Source organism: Streptomyces sp. NPDC013187, from assembly GCF_042899705.1.
Taxonomy (GTDB): Bacteria; Actinomycetota; Actinomycetes; order Streptomycetales; family Streptomycetaceae; genus Streptomyces; species Streptomyces hawaiiensis_A.
Map to the genome: position 1 here is coordinate 54,310 of NZ_JBIBAF010000002.1, position 25,265 is coordinate 79,574.

At 72.7% G+C, this 25,265-nt stretch carries 21 protein-coding genes; 4 read left to right on the top strand and 17 right to left on the bottom strand.

Annotated elements, in window-relative coordinates:
- Position 1: 1 nt before the first annotated feature.
- The 6 genes from ACFY5B_RS03440 to ACFY5B_RS03465 all read right to left on the bottom strand — a co-directional run bounded on the left by ACFY5B_RS03440 (position 2) and on the right by ACFY5B_RS03465 (position 6,228).
- Positions 2 to 361, bottom strand: a complete 360-nt coding sequence (locus tag ACFY5B_RS03440; protein ID WP_389963848.1) for an MmcQ/YjbR family DNA-binding protein — start codon at positions 359 to 361, stop codon at positions 2 to 4.
- Complete coding sequence (locus ACFY5B_RS03445; RefSeq protein ID WP_389963851.1) at positions 358 to 1,665, bottom strand: hemolysin family protein; 1,308 nt, start codon at positions 1,663 to 1,665, stop codon at positions 358 to 360. Before ACFY5B_RS03445 ends, ACFY5B_RS03440 begins: the two co-directional genes overlap by 4 nt.
- 9 nt (positions 1,666 to 1,674) lie before the next feature.
- The gene (gene ybeY / locus ACFY5B_RS03450) at positions 1,675 to 2,172 is read right to left on the bottom strand and encodes an rRNA maturation RNase YbeY (protein WP_190898580.1); all 498 of its coding nucleotides are present in this window, start codon (positions 2,170 to 2,172) and stop codon (positions 1,675 to 1,677) included.
- A gap of 14 nt (positions 2,173 to 2,186) precedes the next feature.
- On the bottom strand, positions 2,187 to 3,254 hold the full coding sequence (locus ACFY5B_RS03455) for a PhoH family protein (RefSeq protein WP_389963854.1): 1,068 nt from the start codon (positions 3,252 to 3,254) through the stop codon (positions 2,187 to 2,189).
- 382 nt (positions 3,255 to 3,636) lie between these two features.
- Complete coding sequence (locus tag ACFY5B_RS03460; protein ID WP_389963857.1) at positions 3,637 to 4,773, bottom strand: carbohydrate kinase family protein; 1,137 nt, start codon at positions 4,771 to 4,773, stop codon at positions 3,637 to 3,639.
- Between the two features lie 138 nt (positions 4,774 to 4,911).
- The gene (locus ACFY5B_RS03465) at positions 4,912 to 6,228 is read right to left on the bottom strand and encodes a glucarate dehydratase family protein (RefSeq protein WP_389963860.1); all 1,317 of its coding nucleotides are present in this window, start codon (positions 6,226 to 6,228) and stop codon (positions 4,912 to 4,914) included.
- Positions 6,229 to 6,296: 68 nt separating this feature from the next.
- On the opposite strand from ACFY5B_RS03465, the gene ACFY5B_RS03470 reads away from it, so the two are divergent.
- Both ACFY5B_RS03470 and ACFY5B_RS03475 read left to right on the top strand, forming a co-directional pair.
- Positions 6,297 to 7,079, top strand: coding sequence for an IclR family transcriptional regulator (locus ACFY5B_RS03470; RefSeq protein WP_389963864.1), 783 nt, complete (start codon positions 6,297 to 6,299; stop codon positions 7,077 to 7,079).
- Positions 7,080 to 7,304: 225 nt separating this feature from the next.
- Positions 7,305 to 8,618, top strand: coding sequence for an MFS transporter (locus ACFY5B_RS03475; RefSeq protein WP_389963868.1), 1,314 nt, complete (start codon positions 7,305 to 7,307; stop codon positions 8,616 to 8,618).
- A gap of 13 nt (positions 8,619 to 8,631) precedes the next feature.
- On the opposite strand, the gene ACFY5B_RS03480 is transcribed toward ACFY5B_RS03475, so the two are convergent.
- The 9 genes from ACFY5B_RS03480 to hrcA all read right to left on the bottom strand — a co-directional run bounded on the left by ACFY5B_RS03480 (position 8,632) and on the right by hrcA (position 19,455).
- Complete coding sequence (locus ACFY5B_RS03480) at positions 8,632 to 9,624, bottom strand: adenosine deaminase (RefSeq protein ID WP_389963870.1); 993 nt, start codon at positions 9,622 to 9,624, stop codon at positions 8,632 to 8,634.
- 20 nt (positions 9,625 to 9,644) lie between these two features.
- The gene (locus ACFY5B_RS03485; protein WP_389963873.1) at positions 9,645 to 10,550 is read right to left on the bottom strand and encodes a ribonuclease Z; all 906 of its coding nucleotides are present in this window, start codon (positions 10,548 to 10,550) and stop codon (positions 9,645 to 9,647) included.
- 6 nt (positions 10,551 to 10,556) lie between these two features.
- Positions 10,557 to 10,910 carry a histidine triad nucleotide-binding protein gene (locus ACFY5B_RS03490; protein ID WP_104780643.1) on the bottom strand — a complete coding sequence of 118 codons (354 nt, stop codon included), beginning with the start codon at positions 10,908 to 10,910 and terminating at the stop codon, positions 10,557 to 10,559.
- 121 nt (positions 10,911 to 11,031) lie between these two features.
- Positions 11,032 to 14,262: a S41 family peptidase gene (locus ACFY5B_RS03495; RefSeq protein WP_389963876.1), complete on the bottom strand. Its 3,231-nt coding sequence runs from the start codon at positions 14,260 to 14,262 to the stop codon at positions 11,032 to 11,034.
- Positions 14,263 to 14,307: 45 nt separating this feature from the next.
- Positions 14,308 to 14,853: a hypothetical protein gene (locus ACFY5B_RS03500; RefSeq protein ID WP_389963879.1), complete on the bottom strand. Its 546-nt coding sequence runs from the start codon at positions 14,851 to 14,853 to the stop codon at positions 14,308 to 14,310.
- A 149-nt stretch (positions 14,854 to 15,002) separates the two neighbouring features.
- On the bottom strand, positions 15,003 to 15,743 hold the full coding sequence (locus ACFY5B_RS03505; protein WP_389963882.1) for a 16S rRNA (uracil(1498)-N(3))-methyltransferase: 741 nt from the start codon (positions 15,741 to 15,743) through the stop codon (positions 15,003 to 15,005).
- Entirely contained in the window at positions 15,740 to 16,858 is a 1,119-nt protein-coding gene (locus ACFY5B_RS03510; RefSeq protein ID WP_389963885.1) for a nitronate monooxygenase, read from the bottom strand. Before ACFY5B_RS03510 ends, ACFY5B_RS03505 begins: the two co-directional genes overlap by 4 nt.
- A gap of 444 nt (positions 16,859 to 17,302) precedes the next feature.
- Positions 17,303 to 18,439 (bottom strand): molecular chaperone DnaJ, encoded by a 1,137-nt coding sequence (gene dnaJ / locus ACFY5B_RS03515; protein ID WP_142164010.1) that lies wholly within the window; start codon positions 18,437 to 18,439, stop codon positions 17,303 to 17,305.
- Complete coding sequence (gene hrcA, locus ACFY5B_RS03520; RefSeq protein ID WP_389963888.1) at positions 18,439 to 19,455, bottom strand: heat-inducible transcriptional repressor HrcA; 1,017 nt, start codon at positions 19,453 to 19,455, stop codon at positions 18,439 to 18,441. Before hrcA ends, dnaJ begins: the two co-directional genes overlap by 1 nt.
- A 171-nt stretch (positions 19,456 to 19,626) precedes the next feature.
- Between hrcA and ACFY5B_RS03525 the strand changes: the two genes are divergently transcribed.
- Both ACFY5B_RS03525 and ACFY5B_RS03530 read left to right on the top strand, forming a co-directional pair.
- Positions 19,627 to 20,358 carry an MBL fold metallo-hydrolase gene (locus tag ACFY5B_RS03525; RefSeq protein ID WP_389963891.1) on the top strand — a complete coding sequence of 244 codons (732 nt, stop codon included), beginning with the start codon at positions 19,627 to 19,629 and terminating at the stop codon, positions 20,356 to 20,358.
- Between the two features lie 31 nt (positions 20,359 to 20,389).
- Positions 20,390 to 21,190, top strand: coding sequence for a DUF3097 domain-containing protein (locus tag ACFY5B_RS03530; RefSeq protein ID WP_389963894.1), 801 nt, complete (start codon positions 20,390 to 20,392; stop codon positions 21,188 to 21,190).
- 310 nt (positions 21,191 to 21,500) lie between these two features.
- Here the strand turns inward: ACFY5B_RS03530 and hemW are convergent, their stop codons facing one another.
- Both hemW and ACFY5B_RS03540 read right to left on the bottom strand, forming a co-directional pair.
- Positions 21,501 to 22,733 (bottom strand): radical SAM family heme chaperone HemW, encoded by a 1,233-nt coding sequence (hemW, locus tag ACFY5B_RS03535; RefSeq protein ID WP_389963897.1) that lies wholly within the window; start codon positions 22,731 to 22,733, stop codon positions 21,501 to 21,503.
- Positions 22,734 to 22,760: 27 nt separating this feature from the next.
- Positions 22,761 to 25,127 (bottom strand): SpoIIE family protein phosphatase, encoded by a 2,367-nt coding sequence (locus ACFY5B_RS03540; RefSeq protein WP_389963900.1) that lies wholly within the window; start codon positions 25,125 to 25,127, stop codon positions 22,761 to 22,763.
- Positions 25,128 to 25,265 lie beyond the last annotated feature (138 nt).

The window sequence follows — 25,265 nt, forward strand, 5'->3', positions numbered from 1 at the left end:
GTCAGGCGCGGTCGAGGCGCAGGCGGTCCGCTCGGGGCAGGCCCGCGACGACCAGGTCGTACGAGTCCTCGATGAGCTCCCGGACGAGTTGGTCGGGAAGTCCGCCGTCCACCGTCACCGTGTTCCAGTGGCGCTTGTTCATGTGCCAGCCGGGGACGATGAGGCCCTCGTACTCGCCGCGGAGGCGGACCGCGTCGTCCGGGTCGCACTTGAGGTTGGCCTTGAGGGGCCGCGCGTCGAGGTGCGACAGGGCGAAGAGCTTCCCCCGCACTTTGAAGACCGAGATCTCCGGGCTGAACGGGAAGTCCTCCACCGCCGCGTCGAAGGAGAGACAGAACGCGCGCAGCTCCTGCGGGGTCACTCCGGCTTCTCCTCCTCCGAGGGCCGTTCCGCCGGGCCCAGCGGCTCCGCCAAGACCGTCACGATCTTGTTCCGGCGGCCGGCCGCGGCCTCCGCTGTCAGGCGCAGCTCCCGGCCGTCGGGCAGGTCCACGACGGACGAGGCACCCGCGATGGGGACCCGGCCCAGCGCCTTGGCCAGCAGTCCGCCGACCGTCTCGACGTCCTCGTCGTCGAACTCCTCCAGGCCGTACAGCTCGCCCAGGTCGCTGATGTCGAGGCGGGCCGTGACGCGGAAGCGGTCCTCGCCGAGCTCCTCGACCGGCGGCAGTTCACGGTCGTACTCGTCGGTGATCTCGCCGACGATCTCCTCGAGGATGTCCTCGATGGTGACGATGCCGGCCGTGCCGCCGTACTCGTCGATGACGACGGCTACGTGGTTGCGTTCCTTCTGCATCTCGCGCAGCAGGTCGCCGGCGTTCTTGGTGTCGGGGACGAAGAAGGCCGGGCGCATGGCCGTGGACACCTGCTCGGACTCGGCCTCGCGGCTGATGTGCGTCTTGCGGACCAGGTCCTTGAGATACACGATGCCGACGATGTCGTCCTCGCTCTCGCCGGTGACCGGGATGCGCGAGAAGCCGGAGCGCAGGGCGAGGGTGAGGGCCTGGCGGATGGTCTTGAAGCGCTCGATGACCACGAGGTCCGTGCGCGGGACCATGACCTCGCGGACGAGGGTGTCGCCCAGCTCGAAGACGGAGTGCACCATGCGGCGCTCCTCGTCCTCGATGAGGGACTCCTTCTCGGCGAGGTCGACCAGGGCGCGCAGCTCCGCCTCGGAGGCGAAGGGACCGCGGCGGAAGCCCTTGCCCGGGGTGAGCGCGTTGCCGATGAGGATCAGCAGCGACGGGACCGGACCCATGATTTTGGCCAGGGGCACCAGGACGTACGCCGAGACCGTCGCGGTGTTCAGCGGGTGCTGGCGGCCGATGGTGCGCGGGGAGACCCCGACGGCGACGTACGACACGAGGACCATGACCGCGATGGCGATCAGGAGGGCCTCGGTGGTGCCGTCGAACTCCTTCAGACAGCCGTAGGTGATCAGCGCGGCGGCTGCCATCTCGCAGGCGACGCGGACCAGCAGCGCCACGTTGAGGTAGCGGGTCGGGTCGGCGGCGACCTGGGAGAGCTTGGCGCTGCCGCGGCGGCCGGAGCGCACGGCCTCCTCGGCGCGGAAGCTGGAGACGCGCGCGAGGCCCGCCTCCGCACAGGCGGCGAGCCAGGCCACGACGACCAGGGCGATGGCGCCCAGGACGAGTTGAGGACTCATCGGCGGGCGTTACGAGACCGTCGGCGCCGGGGACGGGCCGGTCAGGCCCCGCTCCGCGCGCCAGCCGTCCACGATGGCCGCCTGGAGGCCGAACATCTCGGCCTTCTCGTCCGGCTCCTCGTGGTCGTAGCCCAGCAGGTGCAGCACGCCGTGGACGGTGAGGAGCTGGAGCTCCTCGTCCATGGAGTGCTGCGTCTCCGCGTCCTTGCCCTGCTTCTCGGCGACCTCGGGGCACAGCACGATGTCGCCGAGCAGGCCCTGCGGCGGCTCGTCGTCGTCCTTGGACGGCGGGCGCAGCTCGTCCATGGGGAAGGACATGACATCCGTGGGGCCGGGGAGGTCCATCCACTGGATGTGGAGCTGCTCCATGGCGTCGGCGTCCACGACGATCACCGAAAGCTCGGAGAGCGGGTGGATGCGCATCCTGGCGAGCGCGTAGCGGGCGATGTCGAGGATCGCCTGCTCGTCGACCTCGGTGCCGGACTCGTTGTTGACGTCGATCGACATGGTGCTGTGTGTGTCTACTTCCCCTTGTGCCCGGACTTGCCGCGGCCCTTGTGTGCGCCGTTCTGGGTGCCGTGCGTGGTGTCGTACTTCTCGTACGCGTCGACGATACGGCCCACCAGCTTGTGCCGGACCACGTCCTGCGACGACAGCCGGGAGAAGTGGACGTCGTCCACGCCGTCCAGGATGTCCTGCACCTGCCGCAGACCGCTCTTCGTCCCGTCCGGGAGGTCGACCTGCGTCACGTCACCCGTGATCACGATCTTCGAGTCGAAGCCGAGGCGGGTGAGGAACATCTTCATCTGCTCGGGGCTGGTGTTCTGGGCCTCGTCCAGGATGATGAAGGCGTCATTGAGGGTTCTTCCCCGCATGTACGCCAGCGGCGCCACTTCAATAGTCCCCGCAGCCATCAGTCGGGGAATCGAGTCCGGGTCGAGCATGTCGTGCAGCGCGTCGTAGAGCGGGCGCAGGTACGGGTCGATCTTCTCGTAGAGCGTGCCCGGGAGGAAGCCGAGCCGCTCTCCGGCCTCGACCGCCGGGCGGGTCAGGATGATGCGGTTGACCTGCTTGGACTGCAGGGCCTGCACGGCCTTGGCCATGGCCAGGTACGTCTTGCCGGTGCCCGCCGGGCCGATGCCGAAGACGATCGTGTGCTTGTCGATGGCGTCGACGTAGCGCTTCTGGTTGAGCGTCTTGGGGCGGATCGTGCGGCCGCGCGAGGACAGGATGTTCTGGGTGAGCACCTCGGCCGGGGTCTCCTGGCCGTCGCTCTCGCCGTTGTCGCTCGCCTTCAGCATGGCGATCGAGCGTTCCACTGCGTCCTCCGTCATCGGCTGCCCGGTGCGGAGCACCAGCATCATCTCGTCGAACACGCGCGAAATGAGGGCGACGTCCTTCGGGTCGCCGACCGCGCTGATCTCATTGCCCCGGACGTGGATGTCGGCCGCCGGGAAGGCCTTCTCGATCACGCGCAGGAGGGAATCGCCGGACCCCAGAACGGTCACCATGGGGTGCTGGGCGGGGACGGTGAGCTGTGCTCTCGCCTGTTCCTGCGCGGGGGTGTGAGCTGTCGATGATTGAGTCATGGGCCGGCGCTGAAGGCCTGCGGTTCCTCCTCGTCACGGCCGCACAGCTGAGGGCGGCCTCGCGATTCCCAGGGTACGACGGGGGACTGACAACGCCGTAGGGGTTTTGACGGCGGGGTCGGAAAGGGGAGGCAACGGCAGCACCCTCGACCGACCGCTTCTCGGGCGACGGCACTTCTCGACCGACCGCACCGGAGGCGAGAGCACTTCTCGGCCGACCGCACCGGAGGCGACGGCACTTCTTGGCCGACCGCACCGGAGGCGACGGCACTTCATGACCGACCGCTTCGGAGGCGACGGCACTTCTCGGCCGACAGGTACGGGCGGTGGGTGGGTGCAGGTCGGGGGTCCAGGGGGCGGAGCCCCCTGGCAGGCCAGGGGGTCACGCCGAGCGCCGGAAGCCGATCGTGGGGACAGCCCTCCGCAACGGCCAGGGCCTCACCAACTCCTCCGACACGAGCCCCGCCAGGAACCCGTACCTCTCCAGCGCCGCCGGTGACTGCCCCTCGACCGACTGCACCTTCCGCCACCACGCCGCGATCTCCGACCACCCCGGCGCCGACAGCGACCCCCCGAACTCCTGCACCGACAGCGCCGCCGTCAGCCCGGCGAAGGCCAGCCGGTCGGCGAGCGGCCAGTCCGCCAGGGTCCCGGTCACGAACCCGGCGACGAACACGTCTCCGGCGCCGGTCGGATCGAGCGCCTCGACGGCGATGGCCGGCACCTCCGCCGTCTCCCCCGTCCGCCGGTCCACCGCGTACGCCCCGTCGGCGCCGAGGGTGACCACGGCGAGCGGCACATACTCGGTCAGGGCGTGGGCGGCGGCCCGGGGGCAGTCCGCGCCCGTGTACCGCATGGCCTCCTCCGCGTTCGGCAGGAACGCCTCGCAGTGCCGCAGGTCGGGCAGGCCCGCCAGGTCCCACGCGCCGGTGTCGTCCCAGCCGACGTCGCCGAACACCCGGGTGCCGTTGCTCGCGGCCTGGGCGATCCAGGGCGCGCTCACGCCCGGAGCGAGGGAGGCGACGGCGGCACGCGCGCGGGAGGGGGATGCGGGGGCGGGCTCCTCGGGGGGTGGCTCGTGGCCGTGCGAGACCATCGTGCGCTCCCCCTCGTAAGCCATGGAGACGGTCACCGGGGAGTGCCAGCCGGGCACCGTGCGCGACGGGGAGAGGTCGATGCCCTCGCCGTGCTCCAGGGCGTCCCAGCAGTAGTCGCCGTAGTGGTCGTCGCCGAAGGCCGCCGCGAGGGACGTGCGCAGGCCGAGGCGGGCCAGGGCCGTCGCCATGTTGGCGACGCCGCCGGGGCTCGACCCCATCCCGCGCGCCCAGGACTCCGTCCCGCGCACCGGGGCGGAGTCGAGGCCGGTGAAGATGATGTCCAGGAAGACGGTGCCGGTGAGGTAGACGTCCCAGGGCGGGTCGTCCGGTGTGCGCAGCGGGGCGAGGGGATCGACCTGGCTCTGGCGGTGCGATGCCTTTCCGGCCGGGCCCTTTCCGGCCGGGGCGGTGGACGCGGTCACGATGCGCTCCCTGACGTGGTGCGGATCAGGCCAGTCTGCACCACATCACCGACGACGTGACGCCGATCACGCCGGACCCATCCGTCCCGTGAGCTCGCGCCGGGCTCTCCCGCGGCCCCGCCATGACCTCGGCGGGCCCTACCAGCGGGGCATCGCGGGGACCGCCCAGTCCGGGTCGGCGATCCGCATCGCCGCCGCGTCGTCGCGGTCCCGCAGGGCGCCGTCGTCGTCCAGCCACCGCTGATGCAGTGCGGCCAGCCGCTCGTGGTCGAGCTCCACACCGAGGCCGGGCGCGTCGGACACGGCGACCCTGCCGTCCTCGAAGGCGAGCCGCTCGGTGAGGACGTCCTCGGACTGCCAGGGGTAGTGGGAGTCGCAGGCGTGATGGAGGTTCGGGACGGTGGCCGCGACGTGGGTCATCGCCGCGAGCGAGATGCCGAGGTGGGTGTTGGAGTGCATCGACACGCCGACCCCGAAGGTGCGGCAGACGGCGGCGAGCTGCTGGGTGTTGCGCAGTCCGCCCCAGTAGTGGTGGTCCGAGAGGACCACTTGGACGGCATCCCGGGTGAAAGCCTCCTCGATCTCGGCGAACGTCGTCACGCACATGTTGGTGGCGAGCGGCACGCCGGTGCGCTGGGCGACCTCGGCCATGGCGGGTGTGCCGAGCGCCGGGTCCTCCAGGTACTCGAGGACGTCCCCGAGCTCCCGAGCCACCGTCACGGACGTCTCCACGGACCAGGCACCGTTCGGGTCGAGCCGCAGCGGGTGCCCGGGAAAGGCCTCGGCAAGGGCCTTGACCGCGGCGATCTCCTCGTCGGGCGGGAAGACGCCGCCCTTGAGCTTGAAGGAGGTGAAGCCGTAGCGCTCGGTGAACCGCCGGGCCTGCTCCACCACCCCGGCCGGGTCGAGGGCGGCGCCCCAGTCGTCCTTCTCGGCCGGCACGCCCTCGGGGTGGCCGGCCCACTTGTAGAACAGATAGGCGCTGTACTCGACCGCGTCGCGCACCTTGCCGCCGAGCAGCGCGTGCACGGGCAGTCCGATCGCCTTGCCGAGGGCGTCCAGACAGGCGACCTCGAAGCCGGAGAGGACGGACAGCCGCAGCTTGTCGGCGGTCTGGACACCGCGCAGCCCGCCGACGTCGACCGCGTTCTCGACGCGGGAGGCGTCCACCGCGACCTGGTCCGCGACCGTGAACAGGCCGTTCGGATCGCTGACCTGGCGCCCCTTCAGCCGCTCGGCGAAGGGCCGGGCGAGCTCCAGGTACTTGGCGTCGCCGTAGGTCTCCCCCACGCCGGTGATCCCGTCCGCCGTGACGACCTCGACGATCAGCCGGGGGGTGTACGGCTGGTGCACGCCCTGGGTGTTCAGCAGCGGCGGGTCGGCGACCAGGATCGGTGTGAGCCGTACGTCGGTGATGGTGAGGTTCACGAAGTCGTCTCCCCATGTAGATGTCATCCATGTATGAGAATGCGGGTTGGGTATGGGAACGTCAACCGCCCGGGCGGCACGATTACCATCGGCGCATGTCAGACACAGGGGGCGTCCGCGAAGTGAAGTCCGCGGCGCGCACGGTCGAGCTGCTGGAACTCCTCGCCGCGCGCGGCGACCGCCCGGCCCGGCTCCAGGAGCTGGCCGGTGAACTCGGCGTGCCGCGCAGCTCGATGTACGCCCTGCTGCAGACCCTGATCTCACGCGGCTGGGTCCGCACCGACATCACCGGCTCCCTGTACGGCATCGGCATCCACGCCCTGCTCACCGGCACGAGCTACCTCGACTCCGACCCCCGCGTCCGGGCCGTACGGCCGTACCTCGACGAGGCGTCCGAGGCGCTCGGTGAGACCATCCACATGGGCAGGCTGGACGGCCGGGACGTGGCGTACCTGGCCACGCGGGAGTCGCACGAGTACCTGCGCACGATCAGCCGGGTGGGACGGCGCCTGCCCGCGCACGCCGGAGCCCTCGGCAAGGCCCTGCTGGCGGAACGCCCGGACGGCGAGCTGCCCGAGGGGCCGTACGAGAGGCTCACCCCGAACTCGCACACGAGCAGGGAGTCCCTGGCGGCCGACCTCGCACGGATCCGGTCACGCGGCTGGTCCGAGGACCGCGAGGAGGGCGTGCCCGGCATCGTCGGCTTCGGATTCGCGCTGCGCTACGACACCCCGGCGCAGGACGCGATCAGCTGCTCCGTGCCGGTCGCCCGGCTCACGCCCGCGCACGAGAAGCGGATCGTGGCCGTGATGCGGGAGATCCGGGCGAAGGCCGAGGCGACCGTTCCGACGGGGCCCGGTTCGGTGCACTGGCGCTAGCGAAGGCGCCCACGAGCGTCGCCGAAAGCCCGCTCGACGCCTGACGAAAGGCGCTCGTTTACCCGGGCTTCACCACCCCAAACACAACGTGCCCCAGATCACACACCCCGGGCTCCCGTGGGTGACTACGTGCTTGATACAAATTGCTCGCGCGTTCCTGTCCGTCGACGGTCGTCGCCCAACCCCCCTTTTCCCCCGCTCCTTTCGCATGCCCTGGGAACGCCCGTGTTCGCCCCCCGCACCACTCCCTGGCCCCTCGTCGCCCTTTTCACGGCCGGGTACCTCGCTCCGTATCTGCTGCCCACCACCGTCGGCAGGCTCGACTCGGACCTTCCGCTCTCCGCCACCCAGGCCGGTGCCGTCGGCAGCGCCCTGCTGCTGAGTTCGGCCGCCGCCGGGTTCGCCCTGGCCTCCCGGGTCGAGCGGGTCGGAGCCCGCACCCTCGCCCGGCTCGGCCTCGCCCTGGCCCTGCTCGGCTACGGCGCCGCCGCCCTGACCACCGCGATCCCCGCCGTCGTCGCCGGCGCGATCGTCGGCGGGTTCGGCTCCGGCACGGCCACCACCGTCGCGGCGACCCTCATCGCCGGTGAGCGCGATCCGCACCGGGCCTCCACGGCCGGGCTGCTCAGCGTCTCCGCCCTCGCGGGCGCCGTGTATCTGACGGTGCCGCACCTCGGCCCGGGCCACGGTCTGCCGCTGGCCGCGATCGCCCTCACGGCCCTGGCGGTCTGGCCGCTCACCGGCCGGCTGCCCGTCGGCACGCCCGTCGCGCCCACCCGGCACGACAACGCCCGGCTGCCACACGCCCGTTCGGGGCTTCTGCTGGCCGCCGCGATGGTGTGCTGGTCGCTCGCCCAGAACTCTCTGTGGGGCGTGAGCGGGCGGATCGGCCTCGAGCAGGTGCACCTCGGCGAGGCCACCGTCGGTGTGGTCTTCGCCCTCGGGCTGGGCGCCGGCCTGGCCGGGGTCCTCGCGGCCGGCGCACTCGGGGCCCGCCTCGGACGCGCGATACCCATCGGCGGCGGCACCGTCCTCATCGCCGCCTGCATCGCGCTCAGCGCCTCCGCGACCGACCTGGGGAGCTTCGCGGCCGGCGAGATCGCCTGGAACACGCTCTACCCGGTGGTGCTGTCGTACCTCATCGGCCTCGCCGCCTCGCTCGACCCGCGCGGCCGCTGGGCGGTACTGGTCGGCTCGGCGTCCTCGCTGGGCACCGCCGCCGGGCCGCTGACCGGCAGTGTGCTGTCGGCGCAGGCCGGATTCCCGGTCATGGGCGCGGTCCTCGGCGCGGGACTGCTGGTGATCGCCCTGCCGATGACCGCCGTCGCCCTGCACACCGGCGGACGTCCGCTGCTGCCCGGCGCGATCCGCCGCCGCGGCGGGCACCCGGCCGCCCTGGTCGCCGCCGCCCCGGGTGCGCCCACGGGCGCGGTTCCCGAGATCGGTGCCCCGGAACAGCCGGTGGTGGAGATCGAGGTGGAGACCCCGGCCGTCCCCGCCCAGCGTGCCTACGACAAGGCGGGGTCGGAGGTCTTCTGAGACCTGCCTGTAGCTAACCGAAGGTGTACGACTCCACCTCGGCGAGATACCGCGCCCGCAGCTCCTCGTCGTCCTCCAGGAAGGAGGCGAGGAAGGAGTTGCGGGCCAGCTCGCGCAGCCGCTCATCGGTCAGGCCGAGGGTGGCGCGCACGGCGTCGAAGTTGTCGCCCGCGTAGCCGCCGAAGTAGGCCGGGTCGTCGGAGTTGACCGTGCACATGAGGCCCGCGTCGAGCATGGCGGGCAGCGGGTGGTCGGCGAGGGTGTCGACCGTGCGCAGCCGGACGTTGGACAGCGGGCACAGCGTCAGCGGTACCCGGTCGCGCACCAGCCGCTCCACCAGCGCCGGGTCCTCCACACAGCGCAGCCCGTGGTCGACGCGCTCCACGCCGAGGATGTCCAGCGCCTCGGTGATGTACTCCGGCGGGCCCTCCTCACCGGCGTGCGCGACCCGCCGCAGACCGAGTGCGGCGGCGGCCTCGTAGACCTCGCGGAACTTCACCGGAGGGTGTCCGACCTCGGCGGAGTCGAGGCCGACACCGGTGATCCGGTCCAGGTACGGCTTGGCCGCGTCCAGTGTGGCCAGGGCGGACTCGGCGGACTCGTCGCGCAGGAAGCACAGGATCAGCCGGGTCGAGACGCCGTGGTTGGCCTCGCTGTTCCCCAGCGCCCGCCACAGCCCCTCGACGACGGTGCCGATCTCGACGCCGCGGCCGGTATGGGCCTGCGGGTCGAAGAAGATCTCCGCGTGCCGCACGCCCTGGGCGGCGGCCCGGGCGAGATAGGCGTTCGCCAGGTCCTCGAAGTCCCGCTCGGTGCGCAGGACGGCCATGAGTTCGTAGTACAGGTTCAGGAAGGACTGCAGGTCCTCGAACCGGTAGGCCTCGCGCAGCTCGTCCGTGTCGGCGTAGGGCAGTGTGACGCCGTTGCGCGCGGCGAGCTCGAAGGCGAGTTCCGGTTCCAGGGTGCCTTCGATGTGAAGGTGCAGTTCGGCTTTGGGGAGGGACATCAACTCATCGTACGGCCGTTTCACCGACGCTTCGGAACCGGCACCCTGAGTAGATCGTGGGCCACCGTCAGCTCACCGTCGTACCCGGCGGCCCGGGCCTGCCGCTCGAACTCGTCGGGATCGGTATAGCGCTGGCTGAAGTGGGTCAGCACGAGGTGGCGCACACCGGCGTCCCGGGCCACCCGGGCAGCCTGACCGGCCGTCAGATGGCCGTGCTCCACGGCGAGTTCCTCGTCCTCGTCGAGGAACGTCGACTCGATGACGAGCATGTCGCAGCCCTCGGCCAGCGCGTGCACGCCGTCGCACAGCCGGGTGTCCATGACGAACGCGAACCGCTGTCCGCGCCGCACCTCGCTGACGTCCTCCAGCGAGATGCCGCCGAGCGAGCCCTCACGCTGCACCCGGCCCACGTCCGGCCCCTTGATGCCGTGCGCCGCGAGCCGCTCCGGCAGCATGCGGCGGCCGTCGGGCTCGACGATCCGGTAGCCGTACGACTCCACCGGGTGCGACAGCTTGCGGGCCTCGATCGTGTAGCCGTCCGTACGGGCGAGGGGCCCGTCCGCGGCGACCGGCGCCTCGGTGATGCCGACGGTCTCGCGGTAGGCGGTGGCGTACCGGAGCCGGTCGAAGAAGCGCTGCCCGGAGCGGGGGTAGTGGGCGGTGATCTCGTGCGGGACCTTGTCGAGGTTGATGCGCTGGATCACACCGGCGAGGCCGAGGGAGTGATCGCCGTGGAAGTGCGTGACGCAGATCCGGTTCAGGTCGTGCGCGGCGACCCCGGCGCGCAGCATCTGGCGCTGCGTGCCCTCGCCGGGGTCGAAGAGGATGCCCTCGCCGTCCCACCGCAGCAGGTAGCCGTTGTGGTTGCGGTGCCGGGTCGGGACCTGACTGGCGGTGCCGAGGACCACGAGTTCACGTACGGACAAGGCGGACTACCCGGGGGGCCATTCGAGGCCGCGGCCGCCGAGCACGTGGCCGTGCACGTGCCAGACCGTCTGGCCGGCGCCGCTGCCCGTGTTGAAGACGAGGCGGTAGCTGTCGAGCTTCTCCTCGTCGGCGACGGCCTGGGCCTCGCGGAGCACGTCCGCGGTGAGGGCCGGGTCGGCGGCGGCGAGGGCGGCGGCGTTCTCGTGGTGCGCCTTGGGGATGATCAGGACGTGGGTGGGGGCCTGGGGGTTGATGTCGCGGAACGCGACGGTCGTCTCCGTCTGACGGACGATCGTCGCCGGGATGGTGCCTGCGACGATCTTGCAGAACAGGCAGTCTTCCTGGGGCTCCCCTGCCATTTTCCCTCCGGGGGTTGGCCGAATGTGGTCCGGGTGGGCATCGTATCGTCGTCGAGTGCGGGTGCGTTGTGGCTGGTCGCGCCCACGCGGCGGAGCCGCACATGGATACAGCCCCGCGCCCCTAAGAGGTGGGCACAGTCGGCGGCGTTTTGGCCGGACTGGACTCCAGTGCCTCCAACGCCAGCCTGATTGCCTCGTCCAGTTGGGTGTCCCTGTCCGCCGCGTAGTCCTGCGGGCGCTGCACGACCTCCACGTCGGGATCCACGCCGTGGTTCTCCACTCCCCATTCGTAGCCCTCCAGCCAGAAGGCGTACTTGGGCTGGGTGACCAGGGTGCCGTCGACCAGACGGTAGCGGCTGTCGATGCCGATGACGCCGCCCCAGGTGCGGGTGCCGACGACCGGGCCGAGGCCCAGGGCCTTGATCGCCGCGTTGACGATGTCGCCGTCGGAGCCGGAGAACTCGTTGGCGACGGCGACGACGGGGCCGCGCGGGGCGTCCTCCGGGTAGCTGTAGGGGCGCATGCCGCGTGGGACGGCCCAGCCGACGATGCGTCGGGCCAGTTTCTCGACGACCAGCTGGGAGGTGTGGCCGCCGCGGTTCTCGCGGACGTCGACGACCAGGCCCTCTCGGGCGACCTCGACGCGCAGGTCGCGGTGGATCTGGGCCCAGCCGGGGGCCTGCATGTCGGGGACGTGCAGATAGCCGAGGCGGCCGCCGGACTTCTCGTGGACGTAGGCGCGGCGGTCGGCGACCCAGGCGTGGTAGCGCAGGGGTTCCTCGTCGGCGACCGGGACGACGACGGCGTGCCGGGGGTCGCCGCCGCCGGACGGGGAGATCGTCAGCTCCACCGGCTTGTTCGCCGTGCCGATCAGCAGCGGGCCCGGGCCGAGAACGGGGTCGACCGGCTGTCCGGCGACCGCAACGACGGCGTCTCCGGGGCGTACCGCGACGCCCGGCGCGGCCAGCGGGCTACGGGCGTCCGGGTCGGAGGTCTCGGAGGGCAGGATGCGGTCGACCCGCCAACTGCCGTCCTCGTGGCGGGAGATGTCGGCACCGAGCAGGCCCTGCCGGGGGCCGCCGCCGTGGCCGCCGCGCGGGATGACGTAGGCGTGCGAGGTGCCGAGCTCGCCCTGGACCTCCCACAGCAGGTCGACCAGGTCGTCGTGGGTGGCGAGCCGCTCCACGACCGGGCGGTAGCGGTCGAGGACGCCGTCCCAGTCCACGCCGCTCATGTCCGGCCGCCAGAAGTGGTCGCGCATGATGCGGCCGTTCTCGTCGAACATCTGGCGCCACTCGGCCGCCGGGTCGACGAACTGGCGCACGCGGCCCAGGTCGACGGTGATGTTGGAGTCACTGTCGTCGTCGCCGGAGGCGCGCCGGTCGCTGGGGACGACCTTCAGCCGCCCGTCGGTCCACAGCAGCACCCGCTTTCCGTCGCCGCTGACCGCGAAGTGGTCGGCGTCGACGGCGAGGTGCTCGACGCGCTGCTGGGCGAGGTCGTAGCGCTCCAGCTCGGACTTGGGGTCGGGGTCGTCCGGGGTGGCCCGGGACGCGCCGAGGACCCCGGAGACCGGGTGGCGCAGCCACAGGACGCCGTCCTTGGCGGCGCGCAGGTCGGTGTAGCGGGCGGCCTCGACCGGGAAGGGCACGATGCGGTCGGCGAGACCTTCCAGGTCGATGCGGGTGGTGGGGGTGCCCTCGCTGTCGGGGGTCTCCTCCCGGTCGGGCGTCTCGAAGGACCGGCCGTGCCGCTGCGGCCCGAACGGGGAAGGCGTGGTGGCCGCCAGGGTGATCAGATGCGGCCGGGCGCCCACCACGAAGGCCAGGTCGAAGACGTGCTCGTCGTAGACCGGGTCGAAGGAGCGCGTCGACAGGAACGCGAGGTGCTTGCCGTCCAGGGTGAACGCGGGCGCGTAGTCCTGGAAGCGCAGCGGGGTGGCCTCGGTGACCGACAGGTCGGTGGTGTTGGCGAGTTTCAGCTGGCACAGCGGCCGTGGGCCCGGGTGGGACCAGGCCAGCCAGGACGAGTCGGGGGAGAAGACGAGGCCCGAGACATCACCGTCGTCGCTGCGGTCGACCTCGCGGACCTCGCCCGTCTCGCGCTCCACGAGCAGCAGGCGCCCGTCGTGGCAGGACACGGCCGCGCGGCTGCCGTCGGGGGCCATGGCGAGTTCCAGCACCCGGCCGAGCTGCCCGGCGGCGATCCGGCGGGGCGTCGCGCCCGGGGCGAGCCCGGTGGCGGGCGCGAATTCCAGCGCGTCGTCGCCCTCGGCGTCCGTCACCCACACCACCCACTGCTCGCCGTCCGCCCGGAACGTCCGGGGCAGCCGGGCCCGTACGCCCGGCGTCGCCGCCAGCGCGCGGGCCGGGCCGGAGCGGTGGGTGACCCAGTGCACGGAGCCGCGTACGGCGACCGCGCTGCCGCGTGCGGTGTGGTCCGGGGACGCCGAGCCGAACCACCGGGAGGCGTTCACCGGGAACGGCTGGAGATCGGCGCGCTGTCCGCCCAGCCGCACGTCCAGCCGCCGGGGCTCTGCGCCGTCCAGGTCGTCCAGCACCCACAGTTCACCGGCGCTGGAGTAGACGACCCGGGTGCCGTCGGTCGCGGCGTGCCGGGCGTAGAAGCCTCCCCCACTCTCGGCTTCGCTCGAGCGGGAGGTGCCCCCAAGGGGGGTGTGCCTGCGCAGGTCGGAGCCGTCGGCGAGGGAGGAGTAGAGCGCTCCGGTGCCCTCGTGGTCGGAGAGGAAGCCGATCCTGTCGCCCGCCCACAGCGGGTACTCGATGTTCCCGTCGAGGTCCTCGTGCAGCCGCACGAACTCCCCGTCGTCCTCGCGGTCGATCCACAACTTGCCGGCGGTACCGCCGCGGTAGCGCTTCCACCAGGCCGCCTCACGTCCCATCGGCGCGGACAGCAGCACCGTGTGCGGGCCATGGGCGACATCGCCGACGGGCCCGTACGGCAGGGTGGTGGCCGGGCCGCCGTCGAGCGGGACGGCGTGCGCCCAGGTGCGCCGCAGGCTCGCCTGGCCCTGGGTGCTGATCGCCAGGACTTCGCCGTCCGGGGTCCAGCCGCGCACCTGTGTCTTGAGACTCCCCCAGTACGTCAGCCGCTTGGCCGGACCGCCGTCGACCGGGGCGATGAACACCTCGGGGGCGCCGTCACGGGTGGAGGTCCAGGCGACGGTGGTGCCGTCGGGCGAGATGCGGGGCTGGGTCACCGGCATGTTGTCGGCGCTGACCCGCCAGGCCCGGCCGCCGTCGAGTGGAGCGAGCCACACGTCGTCCTCGGCGGTGAAGGCGACCAGGTCGCCGTGCACATGGGGGAACCGGAGGTAAGCAGGCGATGTCACCCGATCACCCTATGCAGGGACGACGCCGCGCGGACAGGGTTCGGATCACTTGCCCTCGACAGGGCGGCAGTCCGGGTACCGCTCGCACCAGATGGTCTGGGTGACGGTCACGGTGACCGTCGGCCCGGGCTGCCCGTTCGGGGGCACGCCGACGGGCGGCGGGCTGGTGGAGTCGCAGTCGCCGAGGCCGTCGACCTCGAACCACACCTTGCCGTCCACCTTGGCGGTGATCTTCCCGCGCACACACGCCCCGTCCACCGCGTGGGTGACCCTGCCCTCGACCGTGATGTCCTTGCCGTCGTCGGTCTCGCCCTTGCAGTCGACGGTCGCGACGGTCCGCTCACGCGGCGAGGGTGACGGCTTCCCGCCGTTCTTCCCGAAGGAGGCGGTGCACGTGAGCCACCGCACGTCCGCCTTCTGCCGGTTGAGTTCTTCGGTCACGGTCTGGTCGGTGGTGTACGCGACGGACGCGGCGCTGACGCTGCCGGGCTCGCAGGCGACGGCGCCGCCCACGGCCACCACGGCGAACGTCGCCGCGACCACCACCCGCCGCCCGCGCGGCACCGGCCGATTCCTCCTGGAAGCCCCCATGGAGGGGAGCCTGCCACTGACGGAGGCCGCGCGGTAGGGCGCAAAGGCGTCAGCCGCGCAGCAGCAGCCACTCCTGGAGCGCCACCAAGTCGCCCTGGGGGTCCTTGAGATGGGCCACCTGTGCGAGTTTCACGGTGGCGCCAGGGGAGTCAGGACCAGCGTCCGGTGCGTGCCAGGAGCACGGCCGCGGCGGCCGTCCCGGCGGTCGATGTGCGCAGCACACTGCGCCCGAGGCGGTACGCCCGCGCCCCCGCCTCCTCGAACAGCGCCAGTTCCTCCGGCGCCACGCCCCCCTCGGGCCCCACGACCAGCACGATGTCTCCGGTGGACGGCAGGTCGGCCGTGGCCAGGGGGGTGTCCCCGCTCTCGTGCAGCACGGCGGCGAAGTCCGCCCCGGCCAGCAGGGCGGCGACCTGCCTGGTCGTGGCCGCCTCCGCGACCTCCGGGAAGCGCACCCGGCGGGACTGCTTGCCGGCCTCCCGGGCCGTCGCCCGCCACTTGCCCAGCGCCTTGACCCCGCGGTCGCCCTTCCACTGCGTGATGCAGCGCGCCGCCGCCCACGGCACGATCGCGTCGACGCCGACCTCGGTCATCGTCTCTACGGCGAGCTCGCCCCGGTCGCCCTTGGGCAGCGCCTGGACGACCGTGACCCGGGGCTCCTCGGCGGGCTCCTCGGACACCGAGTCCAGCTGGAGGATCAGCCGGTCCTTGCCCTCGGTGTCGAGTACGACGCAGTCCGCCCAGCGGCCGGCCCCGTCCGTCAGCACGACGTCCTCACCGGCTCGCAGCCGCTTCACGGAGACGGCGTGCCGTCCTTCCGGTCCGTCGAGCACGTACCGGCCGCCACCGCCCGCGTCGAAGTGTTCGACCACGAACACCGGCGCGGTCACAGCACGCCCCCGCCCGTCAACGAGGCGCGGGCGGCGGCCAGTTCACCGGCCAGCACCTCCACCAGCTGCCCGGCGGGCAGCTCCCTCGCCATCCGGTGCCCCTGCCCGGCCCACAGCGCCATGCCCTGCGCGTCCCCGGCCTTGGCGGCGGCCTTGCGCAGCGGCGAGGTGAGGTGGTGGATCTCGGGGTAGGCGGCGGGCGCGTACGGGCCGTGCTCGCGCAGGAACCGGTTGACGAGCCCGCGTGCGGGGCGGCCGGAGAAGGCCCGGGTCAACTCCGTACGCACGAACAGGGGGTTGGTCAGCGCCTGCTTGTGCAGGGCGTTCGCCCCCGACTCGTGCGTGGCGAGGAAGGCGGTGCCCAGCTGGGCCGCGCTCGCGCCCGCGGCGAGGACACCGGCGATCTGGCTGCCGCGCATGATGCCCCCGGCGGCGACGATCGGGATGCTCACGGCCTCGCGGACCTGGGCGATCAGCGACAGCAGGCCGATGCCGGAACCGTCCGTCTCGGGGATGTCCCGGTGGGTGCCCTGGTGGCCGCCGGCCTCGATGCCCTGGGCGATGACCGCGTCCGCGCCCGCCCGTTCGACGGCCCGGGCCTCGTCGGGGGTGGTCGCGGCGGCCAGGACGAAGGTGCCGACGCGGTGCAGGGCGTCGACGACCTCGCGGTTCGGGACGCCGAAGTGGAAGGACACCACCGGTACGGGGTTGTCGCGCAGCACCACGAGCTTGGCCTCGAAGCCGTCGTCGCGTCCGCTCTCCGGATCACCGAGCTCGGCCTCGTACCAGGTGGCCTCGCCGGCCAGCTGGTGGGCGTAGACGTCGACGGCGGCGGCGGAAGGGAGCGCGGCGCCAGCCGCTCCGGTGGAGCCGCTGCTTGCAGCGGGGTACTCCGGCTGCGGCATGAAGACGTTGACGCCGAAGGGCCTGCCGGTGAGGCTCCGGAGCTGCTTGATCTCCTGGTACATCCCGTCGGCGGTCTTGTACCCGGCGGCGAGGAACCCGAGCCCGCCCGCCTCGCACACGGCGGCGGCGAGCTGCGGCACGGAGACGCCGCCCGCCATGGGGGCCTGCACGATCGGGTGGGGGAAGAGATCGGTCAGTGCGGAGGACATGACCGCATGTTGTCACGTCCTCCGAACAACTCCGAAACCGGCCTGCCGACTGGCATAGACCAGAGGAACGAGCGCCTCCCGCTACCCGAGAGGCGCCCGTTCAGCGCCCGTTGAACGCGTCCTTCAACCGCGAGAACAACCCCTGCTGCCCCGGCCGACTGTGCCTGCCCGGGGGACGACCCCCGGACCCCCGGCAGCAGCCCGGACCGCCCCCGTCAGCGCCCGTTGAACGCGTCCTTCAACCGCGAGAACAACCCCTGCTGCCCCGGCCGACTATGCCTGCCCGGGGGACGACCCCCGGACCCCCGGCAGCAGCCCGGACCGCCCCCGTCAGCGCCCGTTGAACGCGTCCTTCAACCGCGAGAACAGCCCCTGCTGCCCCGGCCGACTGTGCCTGCCCGGGGGACGACCCCCGGACCCCCGGCAGCAGCCGGACCGCCCCCGTCAGCGCCCGTTGAACGCGTCCTTCAACCGCGAGAACAGCCCCTGCTGCCCCGGCTGGAACTGCCCCGTGGGGCGTTCCTCGCCGCGGAGTTTGGAGAGCTCTCGGAGCAGGCGTTCCTGCTCGGGGTCGAGCTTGGTCGGGGTCTGGACCTCGACGTGGACGATGAGGTCGCCGCGTCCGCCGCCGCGCAGGTGCGTGACGCCCCGGCCGTGCAGCGGGATCGACTGGCCGGACTGGGTGCCCGGCCGGATGTCGACCTCCTCCATGCCGTCGAGCGTCTCCAGCGGCACCTTCGTACCGAGGGACGCCGCCGTCATGGGGATCGTCACCGTGCAGTGCAGGTCGTCGCCGCGCCGCTGGAACGTGCTGTGCGGCAGCTCGTGGATCTCGACGTAGAGGTCACCGGCCGGACCGCCGCCGGGACCGACCTCGCCCTCGCCGGCGAGCTGGATCCGCGTGCCGTTGTCGACACCGGCCGGGATCTTGACCGTGAGCGTGCGGCGGGACCGGACGCGGCCGTCGCCGGCGCACTCCGGGCACGGGGTCGGGACGACCGTGCCGAAGCCCTGGCACTGCGGGCAGGGGCGGGACGTCATGACCTGGCCCAGGAAGGACCGGGTCACCTGCGACACCTCACCGCGGCCGCGGCACATGTCACACGTCTGGGCGGAGGTGCCCGGGGCCGCGCCCTCACCGCTGCAGGTGTTGCAGACGACGGCCGTGTCGACCTGGATGTCCTTGGTCGTACCGAAGGCCGCCTCGTCGAGCTCGACCTCGATACGGATCATGGCGTCCTGGCCGCGGCGGGTGCGCGAGCGCGGTCCGCGCTGCGACGCCGTGCCGAAGAACGCGTCCATGATGTCCGAGAAGTTCCCGAAGCCGCCGGCTCCGAAGCCGCCCGCGCCGCCGCCACCGGCCTGCGAGAGCGGATCGCCGCCGAGGTCGTAGACCTGCTTCTTCTGCGGGTCCGACAGCACCTCGTAAGCGGCGTTGATCTCCTTGAACCGCTCCTGGGTCTTCGGATCGGGGTTGACGTCCGGGTGCAGCTCGCGGGCGAGCCGCCGGAAGGCCTTCTTGATCTCTTCCTGCGACGCGTCGCGGCGCACGCCGAGTACGGCGTAGTAGTCCGTGGCCACTACGACTCCGCCAGGATCTGTCCGACGTACCGTGCCACTGCGCGTACCGCTCCCATCGTTCCCGGGTAGTCCATGCGGGTCGGTCCGACCACGCCGAGCTTGGCGACTGCCTCGCCGCCCGAACCGTAGCCGACCGACACGACGGACGTGGAGTTGAGTCCTTCGTGGGCGTTCTCATGACCGATCCGTACGGTCACGCCCGGATCCTTCGCCTCGCCGAGCAGCTTGAGGAGCACGACCTGCTCCTCCAGCGCCTCCAGCACCGGCCGGATCGTGAGGGGGAAGTCATGCCCGAAGCGGGTCAGATTGGCGGTGCCGCCGATCATCAGCCGCTCCTCGTTCTCCTCGACGAGCGTCTCCAGGAGTGTGGAGAGCACCGTAGAGACCGTACCCCGGTCCTCGTGCTCGAACGCCTCCGGGAGATCCTCCACCAGACTCGGCACATCCGCGAAACGGCGGTTCGCCACGCGGCTGTTGAGCCGCGCGCGCAGATCCGCGAGCGAGGTGTCGCCGAAGGGCGCCGGGCAGTCGACCACGCGCTGCTCGACCCGCCCGGTGTCCGTGATCAGCACGAGCATCACCCGCGCGGGCGCCAGGGCGAGCAACTCCACGTGCCGCACGGTCGAGCGCGTCAGCGACGGGTACTGCACGACGGCGACCTGGCGCGTGAGCTGCGCGAGCAGCCGCACCGTGCGCGCCACGACGTCGTCGAGGTCGACGGCGCCCTCGAGGAAGTTCTGGATCGCGCGCCGCTCGGGCGCTGTCATCGGCTTCACGCCGGCCAGCTTGTCGACGAACAGCCGGTAGCCCTTGTCGGTGGGGATGCGCCCGGCGCTGGTGTGCGGCTGGGCGATGTACCCCTCGTCCTCCAGGGCCGCCATGTCGTTGCGGACGGTGGCCGGGGAGACGCCGAGGCTGTGCCGCTCGGTGAGGGCCTTGGAGCCCACCGGCTCCTCGGTGCCGACGTAGTCCTGGACGATGGCGCGCAGCACCTGAAGCCTGCGTTCACTGAGCATCGCGCACACCTCCAGAAGTCTCCGTCTGCTTGCCCTGCCGGTCCGGCCTGGCACTCTGCGCGTGCGAGTGCCAGCATTCCCCGGCCCAGTGTACGGCGGTGGGGTACACCCCCGGCAAGGCTGGTCGTGCGGCGCCGTGCCCCGAGCGGGGCGCACCGCTAGCGTCGCCGTATGACGGTGACTTGGGAAGACCTCGGATGGGAGCGCGTGGCCGCCGGTGTGGGGCGGTGCCGGCTTCCGGTGTGGGACTGCACGGCGGGGCTGGTCGCCGGTGAGGGCGCGGTCCTCTTGATCGACGCGGGGTCGAGTCTCGCGGAGGGCGTGAAGTTGCGCGCGCAGGCGCGGTCGCTCACCGGCCACCGTGTGACACATCTCGCGCTGACCCATCCGCACTTCGACCACGTCTTCGGGGCGGCGGCGTTCCCGGACGCGGAGGTGTTCGGCGCGGTGGGCGTGGACGCGGTGCTGTCGCGAGTGCGGGACCGGGAGGAGCTGCGCGCGGACGCGGTACGCCACGGCCTGGCGGCGCCCACGGCCCAGGAGGCGGCGGAGCGTCTGGCCTCGCCCGGCCACCTGGTCTCCGGCGAGTGGACCCTCGACCTGGGCGGCGGCCGGCAGGTGCTGCTGGCGAACGTCGGCCCGGGGCACACCGCGCACGACCTGGCGGTGCTGGTGCCGGGGGATCCGGAGGTGGTGTTCTGCGGCGACCTGGTCGAGGAGTCCGGGGAGCCCCAGGCGGGCCCCGACGCGGTGCCGTCGCACTGGCCGGCCGCCCTGGACCGGGTGCTCGACCTGGGCGGCGAGGACGCGGTGTACGTGCCCGGTCACGGAGCGGTGGTGGACGCGGCGTTCGTGCGGGCGCAACGGGACGCGCTGGCGGCGCGTTTCGGCGTGTCGCGGTGATCGCCGTTCGCCTTCTCCTATCGTCATTCGAATGCGCCAGTACTCCGCCGATCTGACCCCGCCGTGGAAGAAGCCGAAGCCGGTGCCCGAGGTCGCGGCGGAGCCCGGCCTGGTGGTGGAGGAGCCGGGGACCGGCTTCTGCGGGGCGGTGGTCCGGTGCGAGGCGGGCACGGTGACTCTGGAGGACCGCTTCGGCAAGCACCGGGTGTTCCCGATGGAGCCGCGCGGCTTCCTGCTGGAGGGCAGGGTGGTGACTCTCGTCCGCCCCGCGCCGGGCGGCCCCGCGCGTCCCACCCGCACGGCCTCCGGTTCGGTCGCCGTCCCCGGCGCACGCGCGCGGGTCGCCCGCGCCGGCCGCATCTACGTCGAGGGCCGCCACGACGCCGAGCTGGTCGAGAAGGTGTGGGGTGACGACCTGCGCATCGAGGGCGTGGTCGTGGAGTACCTGGAGGGCGTCGACGACCTCCCGTCGATCGTCTCCGAATTCGCCCCCGGCCGGGACGCACGGCTGGGCGTCCTGGTGGACCACCTGGTCCCGGGCTCGAAGGAGTGGCGCATCGCCCAGTCGGTGACGAGCGAGCACGCCTTGGTCGTCGGCCACCCGTACATCGACGTCTGGGAGGCGGTGAAGCCGTCGTCCCTGGGCATCGACGCCTGGCCCCGGGTTCCTCGCGGCCAGGACTGGAAGACGGGCGTGTGCAGGGCCCTGGGCTGGCCCGAGAACACCGGCGCGGCCTGGCAGCGGATCCTGTCCGGGGTCCACTCGTACAAGGACCTGGAGCCGGAGCTTCTGGGCCGGGTGGAAGAACTGATCGACTTCGTGACGGCCTGACTCAGCTGCGGCCATGCGCGGCCGCCCCGGTTGCGGGCACGCGCGCCGCACCGCTGCGGCCATGCGCGCCGCACTCAGTGCGGGCAGCGTGCCGCCCCCCCTGCGGGCACGCGCCGCCGGCCGCTGCGGGCACGCGCGCCGCACTCGCCACGGGCAGCGCGCCGCCCCCGCTGCGGGCATGCGTGCCGCTAGGGGCGGCACGGGTGGGCGTGGGGGTCCCCCCTGCTCGAGCGAAGCCGAGAGCTTGGGGGAGGCACCCCGCTACGCCGGGCTGCGCACCCACCCCGCCTCAGCACCCACGCCGAGCACCTCAGTCCACGAGGTCTCGTACAACCCCGTCCGCCAGCAACCGCCCGCGCAAGGTCAGCACAGCCCGGCCCTCCGCATACGGCCCCTCCTGAAGCAGCCCGTCCGACAGCGCCCTGCGCGAGGCAGCAAGCCCCTCCTCCCGCAACAGCGACAACGGCGCACCCTCCCGAAGCCGCAGCTCCAGCAGAATCCGCTCGACCCGCCGGTCCTCCTCCGACAGCACCTCACGCCCGGCCCCCGGCGACCGCCCCGAAGCCAGCGCAGCCGCATACGCCCCCGGATGCTTCACGTTCCACCACCGCACCCCGCCCACATGGCTGTGCGCACCCGGCCCGGCCCCCCACCAGTCGGCCCCCCGCCAGTACAGCTCGTTGTGCAGACACCGCCCGGCCTCGGAGGTCGCCCAGTTCGACACCTCATACCACTCGAAGCCGGCGCCCGAGAGCACCTCGTCCGCGATCAGGTACCGGTCGGCGTGGACGTCGTCGTCGGTCATCGGCACCTCGCCCCGACGGATGCGACGGGCCAGCTGCGTCCCCTCCTCGACGATCAGGGCGTAGGCGCTGACATGGTCCGGCCCGGCCCCCAGCACCGCGTCCAGCGAGGCCCGCCAGTCGTCGTCGGACTCCCCCGGCGTGCCGTAGATCAGGTCGAGGTTGACATGCTCGAAGCCGGCCGCCCGGGCCTCCGCCACACAGGCCTCCGGCCGCCCCGGCGTGTGCGTGCGGTCCAGCACCTTCAGCACGTGCTGCCGGGCGCTCTGCATCCCGAAGGAGATCCGGTTGAAGCCACCCTCACGCAAGGCGGCCAGGTACGCGGGATCGACCGACTCCGGGTTCGCCTCGGTCGTGACCTCGGCGTCCTCCGCCAGCCCGAACTCGTCCCGCACCGCCCTCAGCATCCGTACGAGGTCACCGGCGTCCAGCAGCGTGGGCGTGCCGCCGCCCACGAACACCGTCCGCACCGGCCGTGGGTCGTCCCCCAGCACCTTGCGCGCCAGCCGGATCTCGTCGGCCAGGGTCTCGGCGTAGTTGTCGCGGGAGGCGAGGACGCCGCCGGTGCCGCGCAGCTCGGTCGCGGTGTACGTGTTGAAGTCGCAGTAGCCGCAGCGGGTCGCGCAGTACGGAACGTGCAGGTAGAACCCGAGCGGGCGATCGGCGGCCCCGGCGAGGGCGGACGCGGGCAGCGCGCCGTCGTCGGGGACGGGCTCGCCGTCGGGGAGTGCGGAAGGCATGCCTTCCATTGTCCAGCACCCGGGAGGTCAGTCCGCCTGGAGCACGAGCAGCGCCAGATCGTCCGCCGGGGGCCGCGCCCCGAAGTCGTGCACGAGCCGCTTGATCCGCTCGGCTATGAGCTCCGCGTCCAGGCCTGCGCACCCGGCCAGGGCCGCGGCGAGGCCGTCCCCGTCGTCGAACTGGCGGGAGCCGGAGCGGCGCTCGGTCACGCCGTCGGTGACGCACAGCAGCGTGTCACCGGAGCGCAGCTCGAAGGTCTCGCTGGTGTAGGTGGCGTCCTCGACGACGCCCAGCAGGGTCTGCGGCTGCGCGCACGGGTGGACCTCGCCGCCCGCCCCGAGACGCAGGGGAAGCGGGTGCCCGGCGGAGGCGACGGTGCAGCGGACCCCGCCGTCGAAGGGGACCAGCTCGCCGTAGAGCAGGGACAGGAAGCGCGTCTGCGGGCCGTCGCCGGGCGGGGTCGGCCGCGCCCCGGCCGCCACCAGGGCCCGGGCCGCCGCGTCCGCGGCCTCCGTGGCGTCGTCGAGCAGCAGCTGGTTGAGGCGGTCGAGGACGTCGGCGACCCGGTAGCCCTCGCGGGCCAGCAGCCGCAGCCAGGGCCGGGCCAGGCCGATCACGACGGCAGCCTCGGGGCCCTTGCCCTGCACGTCGCCGACAGCGAAGCACCAGCGGCCGTCGCCGGCCGGGAACAGGTCGTAGAAGTCGCCGCTGGGACCGCCCTTGTCGCACGGCTCGTAGACGAGGGCGCTGCGCACGCCGGGGATCTCGGCCACGGCACCGGGCAGCAGCCCGCGCTGGAGGACGGCGCTGATGGTGGCCTGGCGGGCGTACTGGCGGGCGGCGCCGATGGCGAGGGCCACCCGGCGGCTGAGGTCCTCGACGAGGCCGGTGATCTCGTCGGGGAAGCCGGCCGGCCCGGACCGCCCGATGACGAGGGTGCCCAGCGGGCGCCCCCCGGCGACCAGGCGGTACGCCAGGGCGGAACCGGGCTCGCCGTCTCCGAGCGCCTCGCCCGGCCAGGGGCAGTCGACGGGCCCGGCCCCGCCCTGGTCCCGGCCGCGCCCGAACGGGGACCCGCCCAGCGGGTCGATCGGCTGCGGCGGGTCCTTCTCCAGGGCGCGGCGCAGCTCCTCGATACGGTTCTCGCTGCCGTGCCACACTCGGGCGAGGCGTGGTCCGCCCAGGCCGGCTCCGCCGCTCCAGCCGCCGGCGGTGGCCTCGTCCTCCAGCCACACCGCGCACCAGTCGGCCAGGCGGGGCACGATCAGCTGTCCGGCGAGGGCCGCGACGAGGTCTTCGTCCAGCTGTCCGGCGAGCAGGTCGGAGGCCTCGGCGAGGAAGGACAGGGCGCCGCGGCCGAGCCACGCGCCGTCGGGCCCGTTCAGTCCGTCACGGTTCTCGTGCCGGTCCCGCCAGTCCCGCAGATCGTTCCAGTCGCGCAGGTCACGGGACTCCTCTGAGCCGGGCCGGGGCCGGGTCTTTCCGCCGGGGCCCGGGCTCTCCCGACCTCGGCGCGGGTCCCCGGTCCTTTCCCGGTCCCCTGAGCCCCACGACTCTCGCTGCTCACGCGGACCCCATGTCTCTCCGCACTCACCGGACTCACGTAAGCCCCATGTCTCTCCGCCGCCCCGTGTCCCCCACGACTCTCGCTCCGCACGCCGGTCCCAAGGGTCTTCGCCGCCGCTGGACCACAGGGCCTCCTCCGCCTCCTCACCCGGGCGTGGTTCGGGTGCCAGGATCTCCGCCACCCGCAGGCCGCGCGCCAGCGTGTGTTCCCCGGCGTACGCCTCGATCTGCTCGCCCGCCGCCCACCCGCCGGCGGGCAGTCGGGCCCACACCGTCTTGCGGCCCGTGCGGTACGTGACCCCCCACGCCTCGGAGAGCGCGCCGACGAGCCGCAGGCCACGCCCGTACTCGGGGGTGTCGTGCGGCGTCTCGGGCTCGCCGCCGCGCGGGGCACGGGAGGGGTGGTGGTCGGAGACCTCGACGACGACCGCGGTGGTGTCCGGGGCGCCGCCCGCGGCGCCTTCCAGCCGGAACTCCGTCTTGACGTCGGTGCCGGCGTGCACGACGGCGTTGGTGACGAGTTCGCTGACGACGAGCGTGACGTCGTCGGCGAGGCGGTCGCCGAGGTGCTCGGCGCCGGGCAGTCCGAGCCCGGCCCACTCGGCGAGAGCCTCGCGCACCAGGGCGCGGGCGGCGCCCGGGGCGAGGGGACTGCCGGAGAGGGTCGCGTGCGCCCGCGCGCGCTCCGGTGCGGGCGCCTCGGCGGCGGTCTCGGGCGCCGCGCAGGCGGGCGCGCCTGCCTCGGAGGCGAGCGCCCCGGTGGACGGTGTCATCACCTCCGCGGACGGTGCGGGCTCCTCGGGAACGGGCCCCTCCTGGACGGGCACGGGCCCCTCCTGGACCGGCACGGGCGTCTCCCAAGCGGGTGCAGGCGCTTCTGAGGCACGGGAGGCGGTCTCCCGTTGCGTCGGAATGGCCCCCATGGACAGCTCCCCGGGCAGTTCGTACGAATACGCCACAGTCGA